Below are 15976 nucleotides of genomic sequence, written 5' to 3'. Positions count from 1 at the left end.
GAACTTTGGTTCGATAATCGGCCGACCCTGCCCTGAGTGCGATCCACCAAGGACAACAAGAATGAGCGAAGAACTGCGTACCGCGCTGCCTCCCCTGGCACCCCCGATCATCGCCTCGCCGGCCAAGCGCATCGAGGCCTTCACCGGCGACCCGAACTTCATGACCTCCCTGGCACGGGGCCTGGCGGTGATCCATGCCTTCCAGGAGCGCAAGCGCCACCTGACCATCGCCCAGATCAGCCACCGCACCGAGATTCCCCGTGCGGCCGTGCGCCGTTGCCTGCACACCCTGATGAAACTGGGCTATGTCACCACCGATGGTCGCACCTACTCGCTGTTGCCCAAGGTGCTGACCCTGGGCCACGCCTACCTGTCCTCGACGCCGCTGGCGGTCACCGCCCAGCCGATCCTCGACCGCCTCAGCGACCAGCTTCACGAAGCCTGCTCCATGGCCACCCTGGAGGGCGACGAGATCCTCTACATCGCCCGCTCCGCCACGCCCAACCGCCTGATCTCGGTGGACCTGTCCGTGGGTAGCCGTTTGCCCGCCTACTGCACCTCCATGGGACGCATCCTGCTGGCCGCCCTGGACGACGCGGCCCTGGACGACTACCTGGAACACGCCGACCTGCAGGTGAAGACCAGCCGCACGGTGCACACCGTCGAGGGACTGCGCGCCAGCATCGCCGAGATCCGCCGCCAGGGCTGGGTGATCATCGACCAGGAACTGGAGATGGGCCTGCGCTCGGTGGCGGTGCCGGTGCGGGATTCCGCAGGCCAGGTACTGGCCGCCCTGAACGTGGGCACCCATGTTGGCCGCATCAGCCGCCAGGAACTGGAGTCGCGTTTTCTGCCGGCGCTGCTGGAAGCCAGCAAGGAGCTGAGCACGCGGCTGTTCCATTGAGGGGCCGCTGCCGGTTCCGCGCAGGCGTGTACCGGCGCGATCGAATGGCCGCAAACCTGTTCGACTATCGAACGCTTTGCCGATTATCGAATTGAACGGCTGATCGCCTCTTCGTAAGGTCTGCACTGCCGCGCCACCCGCCCGCGCGGCCGATAAGAACAATGAGAGTCCGCCCTGGCGCGAAGCCTGTCGCACCCGGGCACGCCCTCATTCCTGTCCAATCCGAGTCTTCCCCGTCAGAGATCGCGTAGAACGATCCACACCCGGAGGAGGGCCCCAGCAGGAATCCTTGCATGACCAGCCCAGCCCACGTGCCCGCCGCAGGCACGCTCGATGTCCAATCCTTCATCAACGCCCAGCCGTTGTCCGCCTACCAATGGCGCATCGTGCTGCTCTGCTTCCTGATCGTCTTCCTCGATGGCCTGGATACCGCCGCCATGGGCTTCATCGCCCCGGCGCTGACCCAGGACTGGGGCATCGATCGCGCCAGCCTCGGCCCGGTGATGAGCGCCGCGCTCATCGGCATGGTGTTCGGCGCCCTGGGGTCCGGCCCCATGGCGGACCGCTTCGGCCGCAAGGTGGTGCTGGTCAGCGCCGTCTTCCTCTTCGGCCTGTTCAGCCTGATCTCCGCCTTCAGCGCCAACCTCGAACAACTGCTGGTGCTGCGCTTCCTCACGGGCCTGGGCCTGGGCGCCGCCATGCCCAACGCCACCACGCTGCTCTCCGAGTACACCCCGGAGCGCCTCAAGTCGCTGCTGGTGACCAGCATGTTCTGCGGCTTCAACCTGGGCATGGCCTCCGGCGGCTTCGTCTCCGCCTCGATGATTCCCGCCTATGGCTGGCACAGCCTGCTGCTGCTTGGCGGCGTGCTGCCGCTGGTGCTGGCCGTCGTGCTGCTGCTCTGGCTGCCGGAGTCGGCGCGCTTCCTGGTGGTACGCAACAAGGGCACGGAAAAGGTGCGCAAGACGCTGCAGCCCATCGCGCCGGCCGAAGTGGCCGTGGCCACCGGCTTCAGCGTGCCCGAGCAGAAGACCGTGCAGAGCCGCAACGTCTTCCAGGTCATCTTCTCCGGCACCTACAGCGCCGGCACCCTGCTGCTCTGGCTGACCTATTTCATGGGCCTGGTGATCGTCTACCTGCTGACCAGTTGGCTGCCGACCCTGATGCGCGACAGCGGCGCGAGCCTGGAGCAGGCCGCCTTCATCGGAGCGCTCTTCCAGTTCGGCGGCGTGCTCAGTGCCGTCGGCGTGGGCTGGGCCATGGACCGTTTCAACCCGCACAAGGTGATCGGCATCTTCTACCTGCTGGCCGGCGTCTTCGCCTACTGCGTGGGCCAGAGCCTCGGCGAGGTGACCCTGCTGGCCACCCTGGTGCTGCTGGCGGGCATGTGCGTCAACGGCGCCCAGTCCGCCATGCCGTCGCTGGCGGCGCGTTTCTACCCGACCCAGGGCCGGGCCACCGGCGTGTCCTGGATGCTCGGCATCGGTCGCTTCGGCGCCATCCTCGGTGCCTGGATCGGCGCGACCCTGCTGGGGCTCGGCTGGAACTTCGAACAGGTGCTGACCGCCCTGGTGGTACCGGCGGCCATCGCCACCGCCGCCGTGGTGATCAAGGGCCTGGTGAGCCACGCCGACGCCACCTGATCCTTCGGCGACCATTCTGTAACCGTTCATCTCTCCCGGAGACAGGTAGGAAAAGGCTCACATAGAATCGCAAGACGGGATCGCGGGCGCTTGCCGAACGGCATGACGCCCGCGACATACAACAACGACAAGAGTGCCTGTTGATGGATAGTCGCCTGCTGAGTGAGCGCAGTAGGGTGTTCGAGCGTGCGGACCCCTATGCCGTGTCCGGATATGTGAACCAGCATGTCGGGTCGCACTGCATCCGCCTGCCCGCCGCCGGCCATCCCCAGGCCAGCCTCAACCACCGCAAGTTCGCCAACCTCGACCTCTGCCGCATCAGCTACGGCGGCAGCGTCCGGGTCACCTCGCCGGCACTGGAAACCATCTACCACCTGCAGATCCTGCTGAGCGGCCATTGCCTCTGGCGCGGCCACAAGCAGGAGCACTACCTGGCGCCGGGCGAACTGCTGCTGATCAACCCCGACGACCCGGTGGACCTCACCTACTCGGACGACTGCGAGAAGTTCATCCTGAAGATGCCCATCGGCCTGCTGGAGTCCATCTGCGAGGAGCAGCGCTGGCAGCGGCCGAATCCGGGCGTGCGCTTCCTCAGGAACAACTACCGTCTGGACGAACTGGAGGGTTTCATCAACCTGCTCGCCATGGTCTGCCAGGAGGCCGAAGCCAGCGATGGCCTGCCGCGCGTGCAGGAGCATTTCGCGCAGATCGTCGCCAGCAAGATGCTGTCGCTGATGCAGACCAACGTCAGCCGCGAGAGCCTGGGCTCCCAGACCGCCTCCTTCGAGCGCATCCTCGACTACATCGAGCGCAACCTGAGGCAGGACATCTGCACCGAGACCCTGGCCCAGCAGGCCAGCATGAGCCAGCGCTCGCTCTATGGCCTCTTCGAGCGCCACCTGGGCATGACGCCCAAGCACTACATCCGCCAGAAGAAGCTGGAGCGCATCCGCGCCTGCCTCGCCGACCCCAGCTGCAACGTCCGCAGCGTCACCGAGCTGGCCCTGGACTACGGCTTCCTGCACCTGGGCCGTTTCTCCGAAACCTACAAGGCGCTGTTCGGCGAACTGCCCTCGGACACCCTGAAGCGCCGGGGGCTCTGAGCCCATTCGCGAGCCCCCCGAACGGCTGTAGCCCGCCGGATTGTCCATGGACCTCCCCGGGGGCGATGGCAGAGGGATGCCGGAAAGGCACGTCGGCGAGTCTTTCTCCCGCTGCGGCGGTAAGCGCGGCGCGCCCTGCGGGCTGATGCCCGGCCATTTGTGACAACTTCAACCGCCCTGCAAAAAACGGATAGCGGTCTGCAAAAAGCGGATATTGCCGCTGTCCGTCGATCCCTAACCTGACCTGGCCTGAACAATAACAACGGAGGCCCTGGCCATGTCCCTGGGATTCGACTTCCTTAATGCCCTGCTTGAAGAAGACAAGGAAAAGGGCGTCTACCGCTGCAAGCGGGAGATGTTCACCGATCCGCGCCTGTTCGAACTGGAGATGAAGCACATCTTCGAAGGCAACTGGATCTACCTGGCCCACGAAAGCCAGATTCCAAACGTCAACGACTACCTCACCCTCACCATGGGGCGTCAGCCTATCTTCATCGCGCGCAACAAGGAGGGCCAGCTCAACGCCTTCCTCAACGCCTGCAGCCACCGTGGTGCACAGCTGTGCCGGCACAAGCGCGGCAACCGTTCCTCCTATACCTGTCCCTTCCACGGCTGGACCTTCAACAACTCCGGCAAGCTGCTGAAGGTGAAGGACCCGGCCGAGGCCGGCTACCCGTCCAGCTTCAACTGCGAAGGCTCCCACGACCTGACCCGCGTCGCGCGCTTCGAGTCCTATCGCGGCTTCCTCTTCGGCAGCCTGAACCCGGATGTGAAGCCCCTGGTGGAGCACCTGGGCGAATCCGCCAAGATCATCGACATGATCGTCGACCAGTCCCCCGAGGGCCTGGAAGTGCTGCGCGGATCCTCCAGCTACATCTACGAGGGCAACTGGAAGCTGACCGCCGAGAACGGCGCCGACGGCTACCACGTGAGCTCCGTCCACTGGAACTACGCCGCCACCCAGAACCAGCGCAAGCAGCGCGAGGCCGGCGAAGAAATCAAGACCATGAGCGCCGGCAGCTGGGCCAAGAACGGCGGCGGCTTCTACTCCTTCGAGAACGGCCACCTGCTGCTCTGGACCCGCTGGGCCAACCCCGAGGATCGCCCGCTGTACGAGCGCCGCGACGAGCTGGCCCGCGACTTCGGCCAGGCCCGCGCCGACTGGATGATCCAGAACTCGCGCAACCTCTGCCTGTACCCCAACGTCTACCTGATGGACCAGTTCAGCTCGCAGATCCGTATCGCGCGGCCGATCTCCGTCAACCAGACCGAGATCACCATCTACTGCATCGCCCCCAAGGGAGAGAGCAGCGAGGCCCGCGCCAAGCGCATCCGCCAGTACGAGGACTTCTTCAACGTCAGCGGCATGGCCACCCCGGACGACCTGGAAGAGTTCCGCTCCTGCCAGCTGGGCTACGGCGCCGGCCGTGGCTGGAACGACATGTCCCGTGGCGCCGCCCACTGGGTGGAAGGCGCGGATGAAGCCGCCAAGGAGATCGACCTGCGGCCGGAACTGTCCGGCGTGCGCACCGAGGACGAGGGCCTGTTCGTCCTGCAGCACCTGTACTGGCAGCAGACCATGCTCAAGGCCGCCGAGGCCGAGCAGCAACTGATCCCCGTGGAGGCCGTGCAATGAGCATTTCCTATGAAGCCGTGCGCGACTTCCTCTACCGCGAAGCCCGCTACCTCGACGACAAGGATTGGGACAACTGGCTGGAGCTGTACGCCGCCGACGCCAGCTTCTGGATGCCGTCCTGGGACGATGACGACGAGCTGACCACCGACCCGCAGACCGAGATCTCGCTGATCTGGTACGGCAACCGGGGCGGTCTGGAAGACCGCGTCTTCCGCATCAAGACCGAGCGTTCCAGCGCGACCATGCCGGACACCCGCACCTCCCACAACATCAGCAACATCGAGATCCTCGACGTCGCCGATGGCCTGTGCCAGGTGCGCTTCAACTGGCACACCCTGAGCTTCCGCTACAAGACCGTGGACAGCTACTTCGGCACCAGCTTCTACACGCTGGACGTGCGCGCCGAGCAGCCGCTGATCAAGGCCAAGAAGGTCGTCCTGAAGAACGACTACGTACGCCAGGTCATCGACATCTACCACATTTGACGACTCGTTCCGGGTTGATCGCGCCCGCTCGGCGCGGCCACCCGGACCCTGTTCCGCGGAGCTCATCATGACTCACAAGATCGCACTGACCTTCGAAGATGGCGTCACCCGTTTCATCGACGCCAACCCCAGCGAAACCGTGGCCGACGCGGCCTATCGCCAGGGCATCAACATCCCGCTGGACTGCCGCGACGGCGCCTGCGGCACCTGCAAGTGCTTCGCCGAAGCCGGCCGCTACGACATGGGCCAGGACTACATCGAAGACGCGCTGAGCGAGGACGAAGCCGCCCAGGGCTACGTGCTCACCTGCCAGATGCGCGCCGAAAGCGACTGCGTGGTGCGCGTGCCGGCCTCCTCGGAGGTCTGCAAGACCCAGCAGGCCAGCTTCGAGGCCGCCATCAGCGAAGTCCGCCAGCTCTCCGACAGCACCATCGCGCTCTCCATCAAGGGCGAGTCCCTGTCGAAACTGGCCTTCCTGCCGGGGCAGTACGTCAATCTCCAGGTGCCGGGCAGCGACCAGACCCGCGCCTACTCCTTCAGCTCCCTGCCGAAGGATGGCGAGGTCAGCTTCCTGATCCGCAACGTGCCGGGCGGCCTGATGAGCAGTTTCCTCACTGGCCTCGCCAAGGCCGGCGACAGCATGACCCTGGCCGGTCCCCTGGGCAGCTTCTACCTGCGGGACATCCGTCGCCCGCTGTTGCTGCTGGCCGGCGGCACCGGCCTCGCGCCCTTCACCGCGATGCTGGAGAAGATCGCCGCCGAGGGCAGCGCGCATCCGCTGCACCTGATCTACGGCGTGACCCACGACCACGACCTGGTGGAGATGGACAAGCTGGAGTCCTTCGCCGCGCGCATCCCCAACTTCACCTTCAGCGCCTGCGTGGCCAGCCCTGACAGCAGCTACCCGCAGAAGGGCTATGTCACCCAGCACATCGAGCCCAGGCACCTCAACGAGGGCGACGTGGACATCTACCTGTGCGGCCCGCCGCCCATGGTGGAAGCGGTCAGCCAGTACATCCGCGAGCAGGGCATCGCACCGGCGAACTTCTACTACGAGAAATTCGCCGCCAGCGCGGCCTGATCCCACGCGATTCCCCGTAGGAGCGAGCTTGCTCGCGAACCGCCGCGCGCCATTCGCCGGCAAGCCGGCTCCTACGTGCATTGCATCGGTTACATGCCATTTTGCAGGGGTTGCCATGAACAAGAGATTCCAGGACAAGGTCGCGCTGGTCACCGGCGCGGCCCAGGGCATCGGCCGCCGCGTCGCCGAACGCCTGGTGGAGGAGGGCGCGCGCGTCGTCGCCGTGGACCGCTCCGAACTCGTCTTCGAACTGGTCGAACAACTGGGCGGCGAGCACCTGCTGGCCCTGACCGCCGACCTCGAGCGCTTCGACGAATGCCACCGCGTGGCGGCCGCCGCCGTTGAGCGCTTCGGCCGTCTCGACATCCTTATCAACAACGTGGGCGGCACCATCTGGGCCAAGCCCTACGAGCATTACCAGGAGCAGGAAATCGAGGCCGAGGTGCGGCGCTCGCTGTTCCCGACACTCTGGTGCTGCCACGCCGCGCTGCCCTACATGCTGGAGCAGGGGCAGGGCGCCATCGTCAACGTTTCCTCCATCGCCACCCGCAGCGTCAACCGCGTGCCCTACGGCGCGGCCAAGGGCGGCGTCAACGCACTGACCGCCTGCCTGGCCTTCGAGAACGCCGAACGTGGCATCCGCGTCAACGCCACCGCCCCCGGCGGCACCGAGGCACCGCCCCGGCGCATTCCGCGCAACAGCGCCCAGCAGAGCGAGCAGGAGAAGGCCTGGTACCAGCAGATCGTGGACCAGACCCTCGACAGCAGCCTGATGAAACGCTACGGCAGCATCGACGAGCAGGTGGGAGCGATCCTCTTCCTCGCTTCCGACGAAGCCTCCTACATCACGGGCGTCACCCTGCCGGTGGGTGGAGGTGACCTGGGCTGAGCAACGCGGGCCCATCGCCACGAAACAACCGGCCGGGCACCGTCACGCGCCCGGCCTCGCGGTTACAACACAACAAAAACAAGAGACCCAAGCCATGCGAAAAATCGACGTTCACGCGGTGATCGACAACGCGCGCTTCAGCCCCTTCCACTGGATGGTGATGTGCTGGTGCGCGCTCCTGCTCATCTTCGACGGTTACGACCTGTTCATCTACGGCGTGGTCCTGCCCGTGCTCATGAAGGAATGGGGCCTGACGCCCCTGGAAGCGGGTGCCCTGGGCAGCTACGCGCTGTTCGGGATGATGTTCGGCGCGCTGGTGTTCGGCTCCCTGGCCGACAAGATCGGTCGCAAGAAGGGCATCGCCATCTGTTTCGTGCTCTTTTCCGGCTTCACCGTGCTCAACGGATTCGCCACCAGCCCTACCGAATTCGGCATCTGCCGCTTCATCGCCGGCCTCGGCATCGGCGGACTCATGCCCAACGTGGTGGCGCTGATGAACGAGTACGCGCCCAAGCGCCTGCGCAGCACCCTGGTGGCCGTGATGTTCAGCGGCTACTCCCTGGGCGGTATGCTCTCGGCCGGCGTCGGCATTTACATGCTGCCGCGCTTCGGCTGGGAAGCCATGTTCTTCGCCGCGCTGCTGCCGCTCCTGCTGCTGCCGCTGATCCTCTGGTACCTGCCGGAATCCGTCGGCTTCCTGCTGCGCCAGGGCCGCGTGGACAAGGCCCGCGCCATCCTCCAGCGCATCGCCCCCGAATCCCGCATCGACGACCAGGACGAACTCGTCCTGAACGAGGTGAAGGCGCAGGGCGCTCCGGTCCTGGAGCTGTTCCGCGAAGGCCGTGGCCCGCGCACCCTGATGCTCTGGGTCGCGTTCTTCTGCTGCCTGCTGATGGTCTACGCGCTGAGTTCCTGGCTGCCGAAGCTGATGGCCAACGCCGGCTACAGCCTGGGGTCCAGCCTGTCCTTCCTCCTGGCGCTGAACTTCGGCGGCATGTTCGGCGCCATCGCCGGCGGCTGGCTGGGGGATCGTTTCAACCTGCCCAGGGTGGTGGTGGCCTTCTTCGTGGTGGCCGCGGTATCCATCAGCCTGCTGGGCTTCAAGAGCCCGACGCCGGTGCTCTACCTGCTGATCGGCATCGCCGGCGCCACCACCATCGGCACCCAGATCCTGTTGTACGCTACCGCCGCGCAGTTCTATGGGCTGGCGTTCCGCTCCACCGGCCTTGGCTGGGCCTCGGGGATCGGTCGCAACGGCGCCATCGTCGGACCGCTGCTGGGGGGTGCGCTGCTGGGGATCAACCTGCCGCTGCAGCTGAACTTCATGGCCTTCGCCATTCCCGGCGCCATCGCGGCCCTGGCCATGTGCTTCGTCCACCAGCGGCAGCCCAAGGCAGCGCCCCTGGCCCCCGCCACCTGAGAAGGTACGGGGATCGATCGGTAAACCTGCAACTGGCCCGGAGGCAGCATGGCTAGCCTGTTCAAGGATTGTTCATTGTCCGCCGTGGTGGCGGGGTTCATCGCCACCCTGATTTCCTACGCCGGCCCCCTGGTGATCGTCTTCCAGGCGGCGGAAAGCGGTGGCATGCCGGCGGATCTGCTGTCCTCCTGGGTCTGGGCGATCTCCATCGGTAGCGGCGTGCTGGGGATAGTCCTCAGCCTGCGCTACCGCGTGCCGGTGATCATCGCCTGGTCGGCGCCGGGCTCGGCCCTGCTGGTGTCCATGCTGCCGGGGATCAGCGCCGGGGAAGCGGTGGGGGCCTATGTGATGGCCAACGCCATCATCCTCGCCGTTGGCCTCTCGGGCGCCTTCGACCGCATCGTCGGCAAGCTGCCGCCCGCCATCTCGGCGGCCATGCTCGCGGGCATCCTGTTCAGCTTCGGCACCCGGCTGTTCACCTCGCTGGACGACGAACCGGTCATGGTGATGGCGATGTTCCTCACCTACCTGGTGGTGCGGCGCCTGTCGCCGCGCTACGCGGTGATGGCGGTGCTGCTGGTGGGCTGCGCCATCGCCGCCGGCAAGGGCCAGCTCAACACCTCGGCCCTGGTGATCGGCTTCGCCACGCCGGAATGGGTGACCCCGGCCTTCACCTGGCACGGCCTGTTCAACATCGCCCTGCCGCTGGTGATGGTGGCCCTGACCGGGCAGTTCGTGCCCGGCGTGGCGGTGCTGCGCAACGCCGGCTACCGGACGCCGGCGAGCCCGATCATCTCCGCCAGCGGCCTGGGCAGCCTGCTGTTGGCGCCCTTCGGCTGCCACGGACTGACCCTGGCCGCCATCACCGCCGCCATCTGCACCGGGCGCGAGGCCCATGAGGATCCGTCCCGGCGCTATGTGTCCGGCGTGGCGGGCGGGGTGTTCTACCTGCTGCTGGGCATCTTCGGCGCCACCCTGGTGTCGATCTTCACCGCCTTGCCCAGGGAACTGATCGCCGCCCTGGCGGGCCTCGCGCTGTTCGGCGCCATCGCCGGTGCCCTGGCCGGTTCCATGGCGGTGCCGGAGGACCGCGAAGCGGCCCTGATCACCTTCCTGGTCACCGCTTCGGGAATGTCCTTCCTGGGGCTGTCGGCGGCGTTCTGGGGATTGATCTTCGGCATCGTCGCCCACCTCCTGCTGACGGCCCGTCGCGGGCCCCGGCTGAAAACGGAACGGGAGGAGGTTCTCGAACCCAATCCCTGATCCACTCCGGCGCCGGAGTCATCGCGGGAGCTGTCCGCGACCGGCGTTCCACCTCCCCAAGCCTGCGTGGCGGCCCCTGTAACCGGGGGCCGTGGGGGAGCTTTGCCCCAATAAAAACAAGAGTGATGACATGACCCACTATTCGAGCAAGCTGTGCGTTCTCCTGTCCGCCGGTGTCGGCGCCGGCCTGGCCCAGGCCGCCGAGTCCGGATTCCTCGCGGACTCCACCGCGACCCTGCAGGCCCGCAACTATTACTTCAGCCGGGACTTCTCCGATATCCGCGGACCGGAGCGGTCGAAGGCGGAGGAGTGGGCCCAGGGCTTCATCCTCAACTTCAAGTCCGGCTACACGCCCGGCCCCGTGGGCTTCGGCCTCGACGCCATCGGCACCCTCGGCATCAAGCTGGACAGCAGCCCCGACCGGGTCAATACGGGGCTGCTGCCGGTCAAGGAGGACGGACGGGCCGCCGACGACTACAGCCGCCTCGGCGTGGCCGGGAAGATGCGCGTCTCCAAGACCGAGCTGAAAGTGGGCGAGCTGCAGCCCAACCTGCCGGTGCTGGTGTTCAGTGACATCCGCCTGCTGCCGCCGAGCTACCAGGGCGCCAGCATCACCTCCGGCGAGATCGACGGCCTGACCCTGCAGGGCGGCCACCTGACCAGCACCAGCCTGCGCAACGAGGCCGGCGACGACAAGCTCCAGGCCATGCTGGGCCACAGGCCCCAGCGCCAGGCGTCCAGCGATGCCTTCAACTACGCCGGCGCCGACTACGCCTTCAACGGCAACCGCACCACGGCCAGCGCCTGGTACGCGCAACTGGAGGACATCTACGACCAGCGCTTCTTCGGCCTCAAGCACAGCGAGCCGGTGGGCGATTGGGTCCTGGGGGCGAACATCGGCTATTACGACGCCGCCGAAGACGGCAAGAAGCTGATCGGCGAGATCGACAACCAGGCCTTCTTCTCCCTGCTCTCGGCCAAGCGCGGCGGGCATACCTTCTACCTCGGCTACCAGGCGATGTACGGCGACAGCGCCTTTCCCCGGGTCTTCGCCAACGTCAGCCCGCTGGGCAACGAGGTGCCCACCTTCGAGTTCGCCTCGCCGGACGAGCGTTCCTGGCAGGTGCGCTATGACTACGACTTCGCCGCCCTCGGCGTGCCCGGCCTGGTGGCCAGCACCCGCTACATCACCGGCGACAATGTGGACACCGGGCTGGGGTACGAAGGCAAGGACTGGGAGCGCGACCTGGACCTGAGCTACGTGGTCCAGGGCGGCGCCCTCAAGGGCCTGGGCGTGCGGGTGCGCAACGTCACCGCGCGCTCCAACTACCGCACCGACATCGACGAGAACCGGCTGATCCTGTCCTACACCTGGACGCTCTTCTAAGACCGACCGCCGTGGCCCGGCAGGGACACGGCCCGCTTTACCTGTGGGGGTGAGTGCATTGGCGAAACAGTCCGCAGGACTGTGTTGTTCAGGCCCAAGGGGCAGCTTCGCTGCCCTTCGCGAATGAATTCGCCCCCACAGATCTTTGTCTCCAGCCATGCCAGAAGGAAATCCATCCCATGCCCCGCAAGACCCTGGCCGCACTGCTTCTTGGCAGTGGCGGCCTTTCGTGCCTCTTGGCCTACCTGATCCTGAACCCCTGGCTGCTGGGCGTCGGCCTCGCGCTGATCGCCATGGGCGGGCTCGCCTACCAGGGGGCCGCGCCCCGGGAGGTGGAGGTCCGGGTGGAGGTGCCGGTGCTGGTGCCGGCATCCCCCGTCGAGGTTGCGGCACCCCCCGTGCCGACGGCGCAGCGGACCCCGCCGTTGCAGGGACCGCTGTGCGAACTGCTGGAGGCCATCCAGCACTGCGAAGCCGATATGCAGTACGCCAACCAGCTGGCCCGCGCGGCCGGGGAGAAGGTCCAGCTCGGCGCCGACAGCCTGCAGTCCACTGCGGCCGTCATCGCCGAGCTGGACGCCTACATGAGCCACGTCGGCCAGGTCTTCAATGAACTGGGCGCCCAGTCCATGCGCATCGGCGCCATCGTCGGCAGCATCCAGGACATCGCCCGCCAGACCAACCTCCTGGCGCTCAACGCCGCCATCGAAGCCGCGCGTGCCGGCAGCCATGGCCGGGGTTTCGCGGTGGTGGCGGACGAGGTGCGCAACCTCTCCCTGCGGGCCAACGAGTCCAGCGGACAGATCCGCCTGATCGCCGAGGGGTTGCAGAAGGCCGCCGAAGAGGCGAGGGCGGGGATGGAACAGGCCAACGGCTCCACCCGCGCAGGCCTGGAAAGGTCCGCCACGGCGCTCGCGGCCATGGGCGAGATGCGCGAGGGCGCGGCGGCGCGGGTGGAGATCGTCGAACGCATCGTGCAGCGGCTGGAAGGGCAGCGGCACCTGGCGCAGCGGATGGTGGAGCTGCTGTAGCCGGGGCGAGGCGAGGGGGCCGTTACCGAGGTACGAGGCAGGGCACCCTGGGCGAATCGGGCACTTCGTTAGCAGGCGACACATTCGTTCGATAATCGAACCAATAGTCGATTATCGGATTGTTTGCCGGGAATGGCGGGGGTACCTTCACATCACCCGGCGCACCCACGCCCTGGATAACAACACGAGATCGACCATGGCTGAAATCATTTCCCTCCGCGAGGCCGTCGAGCGCTTCATCAACGACGGCGACAAGGTAGCCCTCGAAGGCTTCACCCATCTGATTCCCACTGCCGCGTCCCACGAGATCATCCGCCAGGGCAAGAAAGACCTGCACCTGGTGCGCATGACGCCCGACCTGGTCTATGACCTGCTGATCGGTGCCGGTTGCGCCCGCAAGCTGACCTTCTCCTGGGGTGGCAACCCCGGCGTCGGCTCGCTGCACCGCCTGCGCGACGCCGTCGAGAAGCAGTGGCCGAACGCCCTGGAAATCGACGAACACAGCCACGCCGACATGGCCAACGCCTATGTCGCCGGCGCCTCGGGCCTGCCGTTCGCGCTGCTGCGCGCCTACGCCGGCTCCGACCTGCCGAAGGTCAACCCGAACATCAAGTTCATCGAGTGCCCCTTTACCGGTGAAAAGCTGGCGGCCGTTCCCTCGGTACGCCCGGATGTCACCGTGATCCACGCGCAGAAGGCCGACCGCAAGGGCAACGTGCTGCTCTGGGGCATCCTCGGCGTGCAGAAGGAAGCGGCCCTGGCGGCCAAGCGCTGCATCGTCACCGTGGAAGAGATCGTCGACGACATCAACGCGCCGATGAACGCCTGCGTCCTGCCGACCTGGGCCCTGACCGCGGTGTGCCACGTCCCCGGCGGCGCCAGCCCGTCCTACGCCCACGGCTACTACGAGCGCGACAACCGCTTCTACCAGGCCTGGGACCCCATCGCCCGTGACCGCGAGACCTTCACCGCCTGGATCGACGAATACATCCGTGGCACCGAGGATTTCGCCCAGTTCCAGCAGAAGATTGCGGAGGCCAAGTGATGAGCGCCCAGTACAGCACCAATGAAATGATGACCGTGGCGGCCGCCCGCCGCCTGAAGAACGGCGCCGTCTGCTTCGTCGGCATCGGCCTGCCGTCCAAGGCCGCCAACCTGGCCCGCCTGACCTCGTCCCCGGACGTGGTCCTGATCTACGAATCCGGCCCCATCGGCGCCAAGCCCAGCGTACTGCCGCTGTCCATCGGCGACGGCGAACTGGCCGAGACCGCCGACACCGTGGTCCCCACCGGCGAGATCTTCCGCTATTGGCTGCAGGGTGGCCGCATCGACGTGGGCTTCCTCGGTGCCGCCCAGGTGGACCGTTTCGGCAACATCAACACCACCGTGATCGGCGACTACCACAACCCGAAAGTTCGCCTGCCGGGTGCCGGCGGCGCGCCGGAAATCGCCGGCTCCGCCAAGGAAGTGCTGATCATCCTCAAGCAGTCCCATCGCACCTTCGTCGACAAGCTGGCCTTCATCACCTCCGTGGGCCACGGTGAAGGCGGCGACCACCGCCAGCAACTGGGCCTGCCCGGCAAGGGCCCGGTGGCCATCATCACCGACCTCTGCATCATGGAGCCGGAAGCCGGCACCAACGAGTTCATCGTCACCTCGCTGCACCCGGGCGTGACCCGCGAGCAGGTGGTGGCCAACACCGGCTGGGCCATCCGCTTCGCCGACCAGGTGGGCGAGACCCTTGCCCCCAACGAGGTGGAGCTGAGCGCCCTGCGTGCCCTGGAGGCCCGCACCGCCGCGGCCCACGGCCAGCAAGGGGGTGAGGAATGAGCCGCGACGTCTTCATCTGCGACGCCGTCCGCACGCCCATCGGTCGCTTCGGCGGCGGGCTGGCCCCGGTTCGCGCCGACGACCTGGCCGCCGTCCCGCTGAAAGCCCTGGTGGAACGCAACCCGCAGGTCAAATGGGACCAACTGGACGAAGTCTTCCTCGGCTGCGCCAACCAGGCCGGCGAGGACAACCGCAACGTGGCGCGCATGGCGCTGCTGCTGGCGGGCCTGCCGGACAGCATCCCGGGCGTGACCCTGAACCGTCTCTGCGCCTCGGGCATGGACGCGGTGGGCACCGCGTTCCGCGCCATCGCCTCGGGCGAGATGGAACTGGCCGTCGCCGGCGGCGTGGAATCCATGTCCCGCGCGCCCTATGTGATGGGCAAGGCCGACAGCGCCTTCGGCCGCACCCAGAAGATCGAAGACACCACCATCGGCTGGCGTTTCATCAACCCGCTGATGAAGGCCCAGTACGGCGTCGACGCCATGCCGCAGACCGCTGACAACGTGGCCGACGACTACCAGGTTTCCCGCGCCGACCAGGACCTGTTCGCCCTGCGCAGCCAGCAGCGCGCCGGTCGCGCCCAGGCCGAAGGCTTCTTCGCCGAGGAAATCGTCCCGGTGGTGATCAAGGGCAAGAAGGGTGAAACCGTGGTGGACCAGGACGAGCACCTGCGTCCGGACACCACCCTGGAAGCCCTGGCCAGGCTCAAGCCGGTCAACGGCGAGGGCAAGACCGTCACCGCCGGCAACGCCTCGGGCGTCAACGATGGTTCGGTCGCGCTGATCCTCGCTTCCGCCGAAGCCGTGAAGAAACATGGCCTGACCCCGCGCGCCAAGGTGCTCGGCATGGCCAGCGCCGGCGTCGCGCCGCGCGTCATGGGCATCGGCCCGGTGCCGGCGGTGCGCAAGCTGCTGGAGCGCCTGAACCTGGGCATCGACCAGTTCGACGTGATCGAGCTGAACGAAGCCTTTGCCGCCCAGGGCCTGGCCGTGATGCGTGAGCTGGGCCTGGCCGACGACAGCGACAAGGTCAACCCCAACGGCGGCGCCATCGCCCTCGGCCACCCCCTGGGTGCCAGCGGCGCGCGCCTGGTGCAGACCGCGCTGCACCAGCTGGAGAAATCCGGCGGCAAGCTGGGCCTGGCCACCATGTGCGTCGGGGTAGGTCAGGGACTGGCCCTCGCCATCGAGCGCGTCTGACTCCGCCTGGTGCGCACGGCACACCCTACGTAGGGTGCGCCGTGCGCACCGGCCATTCCGCGCAAAGGCTGGCCCCGAACGGCCGGCTGCTATAAAACGAAT

The 15976-nt window shown here is 66.8% G+C and carries 14 protein-coding genes; all 14 read left to right on the top strand.

Features of this window, described 5'->3' with window-relative positions:
• Positions 1 to 61 precede the first annotated feature (61 nt).
• Positions 62 to 904: an IclR family transcriptional regulator domain-containing protein gene (locus KF707C_RS14505; RefSeq protein ID WP_003456015.1), complete on the top strand. Its 843-nt coding sequence runs from the start codon at positions 62 to 64 to the stop codon at positions 902 to 904.
• A 293-nt stretch (positions 905 to 1197) separates the two neighbouring features.
• Positions 1198 to 2547, top strand: a complete 1350-nt coding sequence (locus KF707C_RS14500; protein ID WP_003456016.1) for an MFS transporter — start codon at positions 1198 to 1200, stop codon at positions 2545 to 2547.
• Between the two features lie 143 nt (positions 2548 to 2690).
• Positions 2691 to 3650 carry an AraC family transcriptional regulator gene (locus KF707C_RS14495; RefSeq protein ID WP_036993926.1) on the top strand — a complete coding sequence of 320 codons (960 nt, stop codon included), beginning with the start codon at positions 2691 to 2693 and terminating at the stop codon, positions 3648 to 3650.
• Between the two features lie 277 nt (positions 3651 to 3927).
• The gene (benA, locus tag KF707C_RS14490; protein ID WP_003456018.1) at positions 3928 to 5286 is read left to right on the top strand and encodes a benzoate 1,2-dioxygenase large subunit; all 1359 of its coding nucleotides are present in this window, start codon (positions 3928 to 3930) and stop codon (positions 5284 to 5286) included.
• Complete coding sequence (benB, locus tag KF707C_RS14485) at positions 5283 to 5771, top strand: benzoate 1,2-dioxygenase small subunit (protein ID WP_003456019.1); 489 nt, start codon at positions 5283 to 5285, stop codon at positions 5769 to 5771. The genes benA and benB overlap by 4 nt, the downstream gene beginning before the upstream one ends.
• A 67-nt stretch (positions 5772 to 5838) precedes the next feature.
• Complete coding sequence (gene benC, locus KF707C_RS14480; RefSeq protein WP_003456020.1) at positions 5839 to 6852, top strand: benzoate 1,2-dioxygenase electron transfer component BenC; 1014 nt, start codon at positions 5839 to 5841, stop codon at positions 6850 to 6852.
• Positions 6853 to 6967: 115 nt separating this feature from the next.
• Positions 6968 to 7741 carry a 1,6-dihydroxycyclohexa-2,4-diene-1-carboxylate dehydrogenase gene (locus KF707C_RS14475; protein WP_003456021.1) on the top strand — a complete coding sequence of 258 codons (774 nt, stop codon included), beginning with the start codon at positions 6968 to 6970 and terminating at the stop codon, positions 7739 to 7741.
• Between the two features lie 94 nt (positions 7742 to 7835).
• Positions 7836 to 9161 (top strand): MFS transporter, encoded by a 1326-nt coding sequence (locus KF707C_RS14470; protein ID WP_003456028.1) that lies wholly within the window; start codon positions 7836 to 7838, stop codon positions 9159 to 9161.
• A 48-nt stretch (positions 9162 to 9209) separates the two neighbouring features.
• Positions 9210 to 10424 carry a benzoate/H(+) symporter BenE family transporter gene (locus KF707C_RS14465; protein ID WP_003456029.1) on the top strand — a complete coding sequence of 405 codons (1215 nt, stop codon included), beginning with the start codon at positions 9210 to 9212 and terminating at the stop codon, positions 10422 to 10424.
• A 130-nt stretch (positions 10425 to 10554) separates the two neighbouring features.
• Entirely contained in the window at positions 10555 to 11811 is a 1257-nt protein-coding gene (locus KF707C_RS14460) for an OprD family porin (protein WP_003456030.1), read from the top strand.
• Positions 11812 to 11990: 179 nt separating this feature from the next.
• A complete protein-coding gene (locus KF707C_RS14455) occupies positions 11991 to 12842 on the top strand; it encodes a methyl-accepting chemotaxis protein (protein ID WP_003456031.1) in 852 nt (283 codons plus the stop codon).
• Positions 12843 to 13038: 196 nt separating this feature from the next.
• Positions 13039 to 13887: a CoA transferase subunit A gene (locus KF707C_RS14450; RefSeq protein WP_003456033.1), complete on the top strand. Its 849-nt coding sequence runs from the start codon at positions 13039 to 13041 to the stop codon at positions 13885 to 13887.
• Positions 13887 to 14672 carry a CoA-transferase subunit beta gene (locus KF707C_RS14445; protein WP_003456034.1) on the top strand — a complete coding sequence of 262 codons (786 nt, stop codon included), beginning with the start codon at positions 13887 to 13889 and terminating at the stop codon, positions 14670 to 14672. The genes KF707C_RS14450 and KF707C_RS14445 overlap by 1 nt, the downstream gene beginning before the upstream one ends.
• On the top strand, positions 14669 to 15874 hold the full coding sequence (gene pcaF, locus KF707C_RS14440) for a 3-oxoadipyl-CoA thiolase (protein WP_003456041.1): 1206 nt from the start codon (positions 14669 to 14671) through the stop codon (positions 15872 to 15874). The genes KF707C_RS14445 and pcaF overlap by 4 nt, the downstream gene beginning before the upstream one ends.
• The last annotated feature ends 102 nt before the right edge of the window (positions 15875 to 15976 follow it).

Source organism: Pseudomonas furukawaii (assembly GCF_002355475.1).
GTDB classification, from domain to species: domain Bacteria; phylum Pseudomonadota; class Gammaproteobacteria; order Pseudomonadales; family Pseudomonadaceae; genus Metapseudomonas; species Metapseudomonas furukawaii.
The sequence above is the reverse complement of the archived record's forward strand: the minus strand, read 5'-3'. Positions and strand labels throughout refer to the sequence as shown.